11 protein-coding genes are annotated in these 12,374 nt (G+C 35.9%); 4 read left to right on the forward strand and 7 right to left on the reverse strand.

Features of this window, described 5'->3' with window-relative positions:
* The first annotated feature begins 11 nt into the window (after nt 1-11).
* The 3 genes from arsC to F1003_RS02685 all read left to right on the forward strand — a co-directional run bounded on the left by arsC (nt 12) and on the right by F1003_RS02685 (nt 3,466).
* A complete protein-coding gene (gene arsC, locus F1003_RS02675; protein WP_155087656.1) occupies nt 12-353 on the forward strand; it encodes an arsenate reductase (glutaredoxin) in 342 nt (113 codons plus the stop codon).
* A 1-nt stretch (nt 354) separates the two neighbouring features.
* Nucleotides 355-813 carry a hypothetical protein gene (locus tag F1003_RS02680; protein WP_155087657.1) on the forward strand — a complete coding sequence of 153 codons (459 nt, stop codon included), beginning with the start codon at nt 355-357 and terminating at the stop codon, nt 811-813.
* Between the two features lie 118 nt (nt 814-931).
* Nucleotides 932-3,466 (forward strand): TonB-dependent receptor, encoded by a 2,535-nt coding sequence (locus tag F1003_RS02685; RefSeq protein WP_155087658.1) that lies wholly within the window; start codon nt 932-934, stop codon nt 3,464-3,466.
* Between the two features lie 122 nt (nt 3,467-3,588).
* Here the strand turns inward: F1003_RS02685 and ahr are convergent, their stop codons facing one another.
* From ahr to F1003_RS02715, 6 genes are all read right to left on the reverse strand, one after another.
* Nucleotides 3,589-4,593, reverse strand: a complete 1,005-nt coding sequence (gene ahr / locus F1003_RS02690; RefSeq protein ID WP_155087659.1) for an NADPH-dependent aldehyde reductase Ahr — start codon at nt 4,591-4,593, stop codon at nt 3,589-3,591.
* 63 nt (nt 4,594-4,656) lie between these two features.
* The gene (locus tag F1003_RS02695) at nt 4,657-5,319 is read right to left on the reverse strand and encodes an HAD family hydrolase (protein WP_155087660.1); all 663 of its coding nucleotides are present in this window, start codon (nt 5,317-5,319) and stop codon (nt 4,657-4,659) included.
* Between the two features lie 160 nt (nt 5,320-5,479).
* Entirely contained in the window at nt 5,480-7,387 is a 1,908-nt protein-coding gene (gene acs / locus F1003_RS02700) for an acetate--CoA ligase (protein ID WP_155087661.1), read from the reverse strand.
* Between the two features lie 8 nt (nt 7,388-7,395).
* Nucleotides 7,396-9,150 carry a sodium:solute symporter family protein gene (locus F1003_RS02705; protein ID WP_155087703.1) on the reverse strand — a complete coding sequence of 585 codons (1,755 nt, stop codon included), beginning with the start codon at nt 9,148-9,150 and terminating at the stop codon, nt 7,396-7,398.
* A gap of 19 nt (nt 9,151-9,169) precedes the next feature.
* On the reverse strand, nt 9,170-9,427 hold the full coding sequence (locus F1003_RS02710) for a DUF4212 domain-containing protein (RefSeq protein ID WP_155087662.1): 258 nt from the start codon (nt 9,425-9,427) through the stop codon (nt 9,170-9,172).
* A complete protein-coding gene (locus F1003_RS02715) occupies nt 9,417-10,805 on the reverse strand; it encodes an alanine/glycine:cation symporter family protein (RefSeq protein WP_155087663.1) in 1,389 nt (462 codons plus the stop codon). The genes F1003_RS02710 and F1003_RS02715 overlap by 11 nt, the downstream gene beginning before the upstream one ends.
* Nucleotides 10,806-11,047: 242 nt before the next feature.
* Between F1003_RS02715 and F1003_RS17280 the strand changes: the two genes are divergently transcribed.
* Entirely contained in the window at nt 11,048-11,137 is a 90-nt protein-coding gene (locus F1003_RS17280) for a TfoX/Sxy family protein (protein ID WP_162306885.1), read from the forward strand.
* Nucleotides 11,138-11,306: 169 nt separating this feature from the next.
* On the opposite strand, the gene F1003_RS02725 is transcribed toward F1003_RS17280, so the two are convergent.
* A complete protein-coding gene (locus F1003_RS02725; RefSeq protein ID WP_155087664.1) occupies nt 11,307-12,023 on the reverse strand; it encodes a TraB/GumN family protein in 717 nt (238 codons plus the stop codon).
* Nucleotides 12,024-12,374: the final 351 nt, after the last annotated feature.

Below are 12,374 nucleotides of genomic sequence, written 5' to 3' on the forward strand. Positions count from 1 at the left end.
AACAAACAAATATGATTACAATATACCATAACCCAAGATGTAGTAAATCAAGAGAAGGTCTTGCACTTTTAGAAGAGTCTAGCAAAGAATTTGAAGTTGTGAGATACCTTGAAAACAAATTTTCTGAAGCGGAATTGAAAGTTTTAATTTCAAAATTAGGAATAGAACCTATTGATTTAGTTCGTAAAAATGAAGCCGTTTGGAAAGCTGAATATAAAGGAAAAACGCTTACAGATAAACAAATCATAGAAGCAATGGTCGCTAATCCCAAATTAATTGAACGGCCAATTGTTATCAATAAAAATAAAGCTGTGGTCGGAAGACCACCAGAGTCTATTTTAAATATCATATAAAATGAAAAAGATTGTATTAATCACCTTTGCACTATTTTTAGGTCTCAATATCTTTGCACAACGTAGAGATCGTATGGGCAATCCAGTAGTTAACCGTGAACCTACAGAGAAAGATATTGAAAATTATAAACGTAAAATAGAAGAACGCAAAGAAGAGTTTATTGCTAATTTCCTAACAACGCTTGAAGCTGATGAATTCCAAAAGGAAATCATCAAACAATATCTGAACTCTTATTTTGATGCTAAACAAGAGGTCTTAAAAGTAAAATACGAGCGAAATTTTGATCGCGAGGAAGCTGTTAAAAAACTAGATAACTCACACTTTAAAGAGCTTGAAGAACTCATTTCCAAGGATGATATGGCCAAAATAAAGGAAATGATAAAAGGAAATTTTGACGAACAAGAGGTCAAAAAAGAAAAAAAGAAAAAACGTAAAAAAAGAAAGAAGGATAAAGGATAATAGACCATTCTAATACCACTATAAACAATCCGTATTTTCCTTTAACAAAAGATTAACCTATCTCACCACAAGTAAAAGTATTTTTGCGCATCAAAACGTAAAAACACCAATCACTTTTATGAGACAATTTATTTATTCATTTATTTTTACAGTTTTAACCTGCACGTCTTTATATGCACAAAAAGACATAAAAGTTGAAGGGAAAGTCGTTGAAGAGGGCTCAAATATACCTTTAGAATATGCTACTGTAACCTTTAAATCTAAACCAGATAATAAAATTATAGATGGAGGAATTACCGATGCTAACGGATACTTTAGTGTAGAAATACCTTCAGGTACTTACGATATATCAGTAGAATACATTTCATACAAAGCAAAAAATTACCTTGACAAAACTATTAATGACTCCATTGACCTTGGTACAGTAAGCCTTGCATTGGATGTAGAGTCTCTTAACGAAGTTGAGATTGTTGCAGAACGTACATCGGTTGAGATAAAGCTCGATAAAAAAGTTTATAACATTGGTAAGGATTTAACTACTGCTGGTGGTACCGTTAGTGATGCACTAAACAATGTACCTTCTGTGTCTGTAGATATTGAAGGTGCCATAAGTTTGCGAGGTAATGAAAACGTACGAATCTTAATCAACGGTAAACCCTCTGCCCTTGCAGGCTTTGGAGACACTAATGTATTGAGCCAATTGCCCGCAGAAGCCATAGAGCGTGTTGAGGTGATTACGTCTCCTTCTGCAAGGTATGATGCTGAAGGTACAGCAGGAATTTTAAATATTATTCTTAGGCAAAAAGAAACCTTAGGGTTTAATGGCTCATTTAACTTTACAATTGGTAATCCTGATAATGTTGGGTTAAACGCTAGCATAAATTACAGAACCGAAAAATACAATCTCTTTTCTAACCTAAGTTGGCGTTATTATGACGCCCCAAGAAACAGTTTTAATGATATCACCTATTTTGATCGCGTAGTCGATGGAGAAACCATAGAGCCAGAATATCGTAGAATACGTGAGGACCAAGAAGTTGAGCGTCTTAACAGAAATTACAATGCCAATGTAGGTATGGAGTATTTCTTAAGTGAAAAGTCATCCATAACAGGTAGTATTTTTTACAGATTAGGAAGTGACGCAGATTTATCATTAAACAATAGTGAGCGTTTTAATAATGGTGTAATTGTAGAAGAAACTCTACGTCGTGAAAAGGAAACTGAAGAAGATAATAGCTATCAAATAGCAATAAATTATGTTAAACAATTTGGTGAGGATAGAGATCATAAGTTAACGGCAGATTTTCAATATGAAAATGATGCTGAAGATGGTTTTACCTTTCTTAATGAAGACTATCTAACCACAGACCAAACCGACCCTGAGCCATTTCAGATTGAACAAGAAATTACCACAGAGGATCAAAAGGAATATCTTATTCAAGCAGATTATGTGTTACCTATTGGCGAAGATTCTCGATTTGAAGCAGGTTTTAGAAGTAACCTAGAAAATGAAGTCACCAATTACAGATTGGAGCAAGAAAACCTAGAAACTGGCGAACTAGTTGTAAACGACACCATCACCAATGTTTTTGATTATGATGAAAACGTCCATGCCTTATATAGCCAATATGGTACTAAGTTTGGAAAGTTTTCATTCTTATTAGGTCTTCGATTAGAGCACACACAGTTAAAAGGTGATATCGATTCTAGATTGTCAGATGAAGAATTGGTAGAAGCTTTTGGTTTTCCAATTCAAACAAATTTTGATAATAACTATTTAGGCCTGTTCCCAACGGTAAATTTAATTTATAATTTAAGCGGGTCAGAATCCGATAGTGAAGAAAGTATTACATTAGGTTACAACAGAAGAATTAACAGACCAAGAGGCTGGTTTATCAATCCGTTCCCAACGCGTTCTAGTAGAACAAACGTGTTTCAAGGTAATCCTAGTTTAGAGCCTGCATTTTCTAATGCTTTTGATATTGGTTATTTAAAGCGATGGGATAAACTCACGTTAACATCTTCTGTGTACTATCAAGTTGAAACCAATTCGTTTGAGCGTGTACAGGAAAACACAGGACAGCAAACCACGGATGGTATTGACATCATTAGAACAATTCCTATAAACCTATCTACAAACAAAAGAACTGGTGCAGAACTAGGGTTTTTGTACAATCCTAATAAATGGTTGCGACTGAATTCTAGTTTTAACTTCTTCCAGTTTGAAACTGATGGTGATTTTAATGGTGTGGATTATAGTGCTAAAAACACAAGCTGGTTTGCGCGATTCAGTTCTAAAGTTACCTTACCCGCAAAAATTGATTGGCAGACAAACGCCTTTTACAGAGGCGCGAGACAAGATGCGCAATCAGATACAGATGGCATATTTTCTATAGATTTAGCATTTAGTAAGGAATTGTTCAATAACAATTTAACTGTTTCCTTAAACGTAAGAGACTTGTTAAACTCCAGAAAACGTCAATCGACTACAACGACAGACTTTTTTGAACGTTACAGTGAATTTCAATGGAGACAGCGTCAGGTTAATCTATCTTTAATCTACCGTTTCAACCAACAATTGAATAAACGCGATAGAAACGGAAGAGGTAACGGAAACAACAATGGTGATGACGACTTTGATTTCGAAGGCTAAGGTTTAGTTCATATTTAAATCATATAAAAAGGGGCGTTTTAAAAAACGCCCCTTTTTATCTTTATGGAATTGCCAAATTCAAATAAAATTTCAATCCAACTAAAAAGTTATCTCAATAAAAATTACGCCTTTAGCACAATTCTAAATCGTGCTTTCCCATCGTGCAGATGTTGTAAAGCCTCATTTACATTTTCCATTTCAAACTCTTCAACCGTTGGATAAATATCATGTCTCACACAGAACTCAAGCATTTTTCGTGTTAAGGCTATACTTCCCAATGGGCTTCCTCCAACAGACTTTTCACCACCAATCAAACTAAAAGCTGGGATTTCCATTGGTTCTAATACTGCGCCTACCGTATGCAATTTTCCCTGTGGTGCTAATGTTGTTAAAAAAGCATCCCAATCAAGTTTAACGTTTGTGGTATTTAAAATAAAATCCAATGTACCAGCTATGCTTTCCAAATCATCAGAATTTGTGGAATCAACCACATTATGCGCACCCATTTTCTTTAAGGCTTCGGTTTTGTCTTTATTGGATGTAAAAGACGTGACTTCACAGCCCCAAGCTTTCAAGAATTTAAGTGCCATGTGACCCAATCCACCTATACCAATTACACCTACTTTATCCGTTGGTTGCACTCCGGACAGAACTATAGGGTTAAAAACCGTGATACCACCACAGAATAAAGGGCCTGCTTTAGACATATCTGTACCATCAGGTAATTTAGTGGTCCAAGACCAATGACCTCTTACCTTGTCTGCAAATCCACCATGTCTTCCAACAATTGTTGCTTCAGAATCGCTGCACAAATGTTGTTTGCCGTCCATGCATTGATTACAGTGCATGCATGAGGCCGAAAACCAGCCCATACCAACTTTATCTCCTTTTTCAAGGCCTTTTACTTCACTACCAACAGCTATAATTTCGCCGACAATTTCATGGCCCGGAACCAGAGGATATTGAGATTGTCCCCAATCATTATTTATCATACTTACATCACTATGGCACAAACCACAATAATGTACTTTTATATCCACTTGCTCTTTACCAATTTCTGGTAATTCATAACTATATTTTTCTAATTTTTCACCTGCTGAATTAGCAGCATATGCATTTACGTTCATCTATTAAATTTTTCGATTTCCCTAAATGTAGTCAATACCGAAGAAAACTATGTTAGATTGAAGTTAATGTTTAAAGAAGTTTGAACTATTTGAATACGCAATCTCCTCAAAGTCCGAAATCACCAAATCTGCTTTTGAATAATCCTGACCCGTAGAGTGCTTACTTTTAAAACCGACACAAAAAATATCAGCAGCATTTGCGGCTTTAATCCCGTTGGTGGAATCTTCAATAACCATGCATTCAGAGTTTTTAAAACCTGTATGCCTAGCTGCTTTTAAGAAAATTTCTGGATGTGGTTTAGATTTTTCTAAGTCTGCTCCACTGAATTTTGCGTTGAAATATTGGTTTAAGTTGAATCGCTCAAAAATTTGGTTGATGCCATGCATGGAAGCTGATGACGCTACAACCAAGGTTACATCATTATTTCGGTAATCTTTAATACGCTCTAAAACACCATCTATTAGTGCTAAATCATCATCGTTTTTAAAGAGAGATTTATAGTTGTTTCGTTTAAGTTGCACCAATTCTTCTGGTTGTTGCTTTAAATTGAAGTGTTCTACCAGGCGTTTACAAATATTCATTGTGGATTGCCCTGTGCAAGATTCGTACAATTCTGGGCTTACGTCAATTTTGACGTTATCAAACATTTGAAGATAGGCTTTTCGGTGTAGTGGTTCCGTGTCGATAATGACACCGTCCATATCAAATAGTACGGCTTTGAGCATTGATTAATTTGAATTTTTGACGAAGATAAAAAAGTATCCGTCAATGGAAGGACAAAGGATGTAGCAATCTGTTTAAATGATGAGACTGCTTTGTACCTCGCAGTGACGTTAGTTAATCAAGAGATTTTGGAATTTAGATTTTGAGATTTGATTTTTAGTTTCATAATCTATTCTCAATTATACTCTCAACTACTTCAGGATTTAAAAGCGTACTCGTATCGCCTAATTGATCGGTTTCATTAGAAGCAATTTTTCTAAGGATTCTTCGCATAATTTTCCCTGAACGTGTTTTTGGTAATCCATTGGTGAATTGAATTTTTTCTAACTTAGCGATGGGTCCAATTCTATCAGTAATTAGTTGATTGATTTCCTTTCTCAGATTATCATGATTTCTGCTCTCTCCTGAATCTTTCAAAGTAACATAACCATATAATGCATTTCCTTTTACATCATGAGGAAACCCAACGATAGCAGATTCTGCCACTGCTTGATGTTCGTTAATAGCATCTTCAATTGGTGCAGTCCCCAAATTATGACCAGAAACAATGATAACATCATCTACGCGACCTGTAATTCTATAATAGCCAACCTCGTCTCGCAATGCACCATCACCCGAAAAATACATATTTTCAAAAGCTGAGAAGTACGTGTCTTTATAACGTTGGTGATTACCCCAAATAGTTCTGGCAATGCCTGGCCAAGGAAATTTGATACACAAACGGCCTTCTACTTGATTGCCTTTTATTTCTTTACCGTTTTCATCCATTAAGGCAGGTTGAATACCTATAAACGGCAAGGTCGCATAAGTTGGTTTTGTGGGAGTTACGTAAGGTATTGGAGTAATCATTATACCTCCTGTTTCAGTTTGCCACCAGGTGTCCACTATTGGGCTTTTCTTTTTACCTATGTTTTCGTTGTACCAATGCCAAGCTTCCTCATTAATGGGTTCTCCAACCGTCCCTAACACTTTTAAAGAGGATAGATCATACTTTTCAACGAGTTCTGTGCCTTGCTTTGCTAAAGCCCTAATGGCAGTGGGTGCTGTGTAAAACTGATTGACTTTGTGCTTCTCTACAATCTGCCAAAAGCGTCCAAAGTCAGGATAGCTTGGTACGCCTTCAAACATAACGGTTGTGGCACCATTTGCCAAAGGACCATAAACAATATAGCTATGACCAGTTATCCAACCAATATCAGCTGTACACCAATACACATCGTCATCTCTATATTGAAATACATTTTTAAATGTATAGGCAGAGTAAACCATGTAGCCAGCACTGGTATGCATCATACCTTTTGGTTTTCCGGTTGAGCCTGAAGTGTATAGAATAAATAATGGATCTTCAGCATCCATAATTTCGGCATCGCAAACTTGATGAGCTTTATCCAATAAAGGTTGTAACCAATAGTCACGACCTTCTTTCATGTCTATAGTGGAATTGATTCTTTTCGCAACTAAAACAGATTCAATATTTGGACAATCCTCTAAAGCCTCATCTACAATTCCTTTTAAATCTATGGTTTTCGCACCACGATATGAGCCGTCTGAAGTAATGACCATTTTGGCATCGCAATCATTGATTCTGGTAGAAAGTGCAGTGGAGGAAAACCCAGCAAAAATCACAGAATGAATCGCACCAATTCGCGCACAGGCCAAAACCGAAATCGCCAGTTCTGGAATCATTGGTAAATAAATGCAAACCCTATCCCCTTTTTCTATTCCTTTTTCCTTTAAAACATTGGCAAACTTGCAGACACGCTCATGCAATTGTGTATAGGTAATATGTTCAGCCTGTTCATTAGGATCATTGGGCTCGAATAAGATTGCTGTTTTGTTTCCTCTGGCTCTAAGGTGTCTATCCAAACAATTTTCCGTGATGTTAAGCTGAGCACTTTCAAACCATTTTATTTCAGGTTTTGTAAAATCCCAAGTTAAGACATTAGACCATTTTTTTCTCCAAACAAAATGCTCCTCTGCTATCTCTTCCCAAAATTGTTCTGGCTGATTAACGGATTTCTTATAAACCTGGAAATACTCTTCAAACTGTTTTATGTGATAGTTACTCATAGTAATTCTTAATGCTGTATGGCTTCTTTTGCTCCACTAGGTATTCTTATATCTTCAACAATATCTTGAACCTCTTGTGGTGGTGCTTTTGTAAATTTCATTATTGTGATTGATACTATAAAATTAAGCATCATAGCGATAGTACCAAAACCTTCTGGAGAAATACCAAACCACCATTCGCTTTTATCTGGCAATTCCGCATCAAACCAACCTAATTTATACTTCATCATATACAACAGCATACTCACAATACCGACTAGCATACCTGCAATAGCTCCCTCTTTATTCATGCGTTTATAAAAAATGCCCAAAATAATGGCAGGGAAAAATGAAGCAGCAGCCAAACCAAAAGCCAAAGCCACAACTGCTGCGACAAATCCTGGTGGATTAATACCGAAATAACCTGCAACACAAACAGCTCCTACAGCAGATAAGCGTGCTGCAATGAGTTCACCTTTTTCAGAAATTGAAGGCTTAATAATTTTTTTAATTAAATCATGAGATACTGAAGAAGAAATTACTAATAACAACCCTGCTGCTGTCGAAAGTGCAGCAGCCAATCCACCAGCAGCTACCAATGCAATAACCCAGTTGGGCAATTTTGCAATTTCAGGATTTGCTAAAACCATGATGTCTCTATCTACATATAATTCATTATTGTTATTAAGGTTAGGCTGATTAAAATCCCATTTACCATCATCTCCCTTTAGAAATGCATCACCAGCTAAATATTGAATATTGCCATCTGAATTTTTATCGGTAAATACAACTAATTCTGTTCCTTCCCATTTCTTAAACCATTCCGGTACTTCTTCATAAGGCTGATCAGAAACCGTTTCAATCATGTTGGTTCTTGCAAATGCCGCTACAGCTGGTGCAGTTGTATAGAGAATAACAATTAGCAATAAGGCTATACCAGCAGATTTTCGAGCATCTTTTACTCTTTTTACCGTAAAGAATCTTACAATTACATGTGGCAAACCTGCTGTACCCACCATTAAAGCTAAGGTAATTGCAAATATGTCTATTGTTGATTTTGATCCTTCGGTATATTCGGCAAAGCCTAGCTGAGTGCTTAAACCATCTAGTTTATCCAATAAATACATTCCTGAACCATCATTGAGTTCTCCTCCAAATCCTAATTGTGGAATCGGGTTGCCTGTCATTTGAATAGAAATAAAAATCGCAGGTACCATAAAGGCGAATATGAGCACACAATATTGTGCTACTTGGGTATAGGTTATACCTTTCATGCCACCAAGAACTGCATAGAACAAAACAATGAGCATCCCTATGATGACTCCTGTGTTAATATCAACTTCCAAAAATCTTGAAAACACTATACCCACTCCACGCATTTGCCCAGCTACGTAAGTAAACGACACTAACAAGGCACAGAATACGGCGACAATCCGAGCGGTTTTAGAATAATAGCGATCACCTATAAAATCTGGAACTGTAAACTTTCCGAATTTTCTAAGGTATGGTGCCAAAAGTAATGCTAAGAGTACATAACCACCAGTCCAGCCCATGAGGTATACAGCTCCGTCATAACCAGCGAAAGAAATAATACCCGCCATAGAGATAAACGATGCCGCACTCATCCAATCCGCAGCAGTAGCCATTCCGTTTGCCAAAGGTGAAACACCTCCACCAGCAACATAAAAATCTTTTGTGGATCCCGCTCTAGACCAAATAGCAATACCGATGTAGAGTGTAAATGTTATGCCGACTAAAATGTAGGTCCAGGTTTGTACATCCATATCGGCGATGAGGAGTAGCTTATTCATCATAGCCGTATTTTTTATCAAGTTTATTCATTAATCGAACATAAACAAATATGAGAATGACAAAGACATACATAGACCCTTGTTGTGCAAACCAAAAACCTAATTTAAAACCACCTATCTTAATTTGATTTAACTCATCTTTTAATAAAATGCCTGCACCATAAGATACCGCAAACCAGATTGCCAGTAAAATGATAACATATTTGATATTATCTCTCCAATAGCCTTTAGCGTTCTCCCTATTCTTCATGTTTTGATAATTTTTGGCGTTTAGTGTAGGCTTTCAATTCTTTTATCACTTTTGGAGCTAATATTATGGTTGCTATCATCGTTGGTATAGCCATTAATGCAAAAACACCATCTATGAGATTAATCATCATACTTAAACTCGTTGTTGCTCCAAGTATAATACTCAAAATATAGAAGTAGTTGTAATAATGTTTTTTATCGGATCCAAACAAAAACGACATGCATTTTGTACCATAATATGAATAGGAGAACAATGAACTCATACTAAAAACGGTAATACATACCAATAAAGCATACTTACCATAAGTAGGCATCACATTGCCAAATGCCGCTGCAGTAAGACTCACTCCATTATCTGAGGTTGTTTCCCAAACACCTGTTGTTAAAATCGCTAAGGCAGTTAGTGTACAAACCACCAAAGTATCAATAGCTGGTCCAAGCATAGCAACTAAACCTTCGCGAATAGGCTCGTTTGTTTTTGCAGCACCATGAGCCATTGGAGCTGTACCAATACCAGCCTCATTAGAAAATGCTCCGCGTTTTATTCCATGCAAGATTAAGGCTCCCAAAACTCCACCTAAAAAAGTATCATTTTTTGGATAGTAGTTGGCTGCAAAGGCATCGGTAAAAATTAGTTTTAAATAATATAGTAATACATCACTATGCAATACCAAAATAATTATAACTAGTACAAAATATAAAAGTACCATCATCGGTACCAAACGCGATGCTACTATACCGATACGTTTTATACCTCCTAAAATTACCAGAGCCGTAATACTCACTAAAGCAAAAGCTATATAGAGATTAGATGAAAAACCTACTTCTACTCCATTCGGTATTAACAAGATATCATTAATGGCTTGCGTTAATTGGTTGACATTAAATACGGGTAACGCACCTATTAAACCGCATAAACTAAAAAATATAGCTAAGGGTTTCCATGATTTTCCTAAGCCTTCAACAATAAAATACATTGGCCCTCCTTGCACCTCACCTGCGCTATCTTTTCCTCTAAATAAGATCGCTAAGGTTGATGTAAAGAACTTAGTACTCATACCTATTATGGCACTTACCCACATCCAAAAAACTGCACCTGGCCCACCTATAGAAATAGCCACTGCAACTCCTGCTATATTTCCCATACCTACTGTTGCTGATAGAGCTGTTGTCAATGCCTGAAAGTGTGAAATCTGTCCTTGATCATTAGGGTTGTCGTATTTACCTCTAAGCACACTAATAGCATGACCAATGTACTTAAAAGGCAAAAAATGAGAACGAATCAATAGGTAAAGACCACCACCAATTAATAAAATGAGTAACGGTAAACCCCAAGCTAAGGACGAAAAATCTTTGAGTAATTGATTGAGAAACTCCATAGATTATAAATGTACTAAACCCAATAAACTTATAGTAGATTGTTTATAATTATTTTGAGCTACCTAACCTAACTCATTGATTTTAAATGAGGAAAAAATTAACTACCCTTACCAGTGTAACTTGTTTCAATATTGAACGATAGGCACACGACCTAAAAACAAATCTAGTGTGAAATAAAGAAGATAAATTGTCAAACGAATCTACATTATAGGTAGAGTATTTAGTCTCACAACTTAGTGATATACCAGATATAACAATAAAGAAAATGTTTGATGGCAATGGTATTTTCTGCAATGGAAAAATGTTTGGGATGGTGGATTCTAAAGGGTAATGCTATTTAAAAGGCAATAATACATTATTAGAAGAATTTGCCAACAAAGGGGCAATAAAACATTCTAAGATGCTTTATACCTTCATTCCGATAGAGGTTTTAAATGATGCTAAAACACTAAAAATTTGGGCTGAGAAATCAATATCCCAAACTATATAATTTACGAAGTTTAGCTTGCCATCTTTGGGTTTCTGCTATTTATGAGCCTCTTAGTTAAGCGCTTGTATTTTTCATCAATCATATCATTTTTGTAAATGAATTTCTTTTTCAAATTTGCGCGCTTCCAACTGTCTTTTGTCGTTGCATTTTCTTCAATCAGTGATTCAACCAAGGGAAGGCTTTCTTTTAGATCCTTTAAACGAATATAAGTGATATTCTCTAACAGTGCTGTTTTTTCCGTAAAATCGAAGTAAAACTTAACTAGCTTATCAATAATTTCTTGATTTTTTTTGCTGTGAACGCCAATTTCAAAATCCCGCAGGTTTACGCCCACTTTTTGTTTCCAAAAATGCTCAAGGGGAATATCGAAATGAAACTTTAGCATATTAGGTTTATTCCAATAATTAATTACTGAAGTCACCCAAGAGGAAGGAGATCGTAAGACACAGATATAGTCTAGGTCTTTGGCAATTTTATGATTTACCAGTTCTTCGACATAAGCGCTCCATGATCCTGAACATTCTAATTTTAGGTTTAAGTAATTTAATCGCTTGGTGAAATACGTATCGAAATCCTCATCTAACGATTTATAAGTTGTATAGTGGATGGGTTCATGTTTCGCAATGTTTGAGCTAAAGCAACTCGACAGATAAGTGGTACCCGTTTTATAAGGTGAAATGCAATACACCGTTTTTTGGTTGGCCTTTGCATGATTATGTAGCTTCATCTTAGATAAAATAAACCTGCTTTGCATTTCTCTTATAAATTTGCCGAGACGGGTTTTGAGCAAATAGAATTTAATTTTGTCAGAAGTTGTCATATCTTCACGTTGTTTAAATCAACGCCAAATAACAACACAAATTAGAGTAAGGTTTGTATTGAATTATTAATTTGCACAACCAATCAAGGTAAAAGGTTGTACTAACGGCATTAATTGTTAATAGGGATTCCTATTTAACTAAAAAATGCCTATATGACCTCATTTTATCGACTAAAGTAGGTCTATACTTGATATAAGGTTAAAATTTTAACATATTTAATCATTATCTTTGTAGGCTTTATCCTACACATAGTGCGC

This window comes from Winogradskyella ouciana (assembly GCF_009709615.1).
GTDB lineage: Bacteria > Bacteroidota > Bacteroidia > Flavobacteriales > Flavobacteriaceae > Winogradskyella > Winogradskyella ouciana.